The organism is Psychrobacter sp. 1Y4 (genome assembly GCF_051847555.1).
Window position 1 is genome coordinate 1 of record NZ_JBPYDE010001071.1, and the last position, 537, is coordinate 537.

Below are 537 nucleotides of genomic sequence, written 5' to 3' on the forward strand. Positions count from 1 at the left end.
GAGCTGATACTCAGCACGATTAATGAGCATGGGGAAGTCACGCATCAACAATTGGCAAAAGCCTTTAATATTGATGATCCTGACCAATTTGACGCTTTGGGCAATCGCTTGAAGGCAATGGCACGTGATGGGCAAGTGAACCGTGAAGGCCGTCCTTATCGCTATCGCACGGTCACCAAACAAGATATCGTTACAGGTACGGTATCTGCACATCCAAAAGGTTTTGGTTTTGTGGTGCTAAGTGATATGCCAGATTTGTTTTTGCATGAAAAGCAAATGCGCTGGGTATTCAATGGCGATACAGTAGCAGCTGTCGGCACCTCGACAGATAATCGCGGTCGTACCGAAGGTCGCATTGTTGATGTAGTCGAGCGCCGCCAAAACAATTTCATCGGTACTCTTGTACGTGATGAAGACGGCTATTGTGTTGAGCTTGGCAGTCCAAACAATCATCAACCAATCACCATTACTGATGACAATGTTCAGGCGCTAAATATTAAGCAAGGCGCTCCTGTTAAAGTCGATATCATTGACTGG

The 537-nt window shown here is 46.0% G+C and carries 1 pseudogene; it reads left to right on the forward strand.

What is annotated here, in order from left to right:
- A pseudogene (locus ACS8FC_RS20475) lies at nucleotides 1-537 on the forward strand (ribonuclease R); the annotation flags it as partial.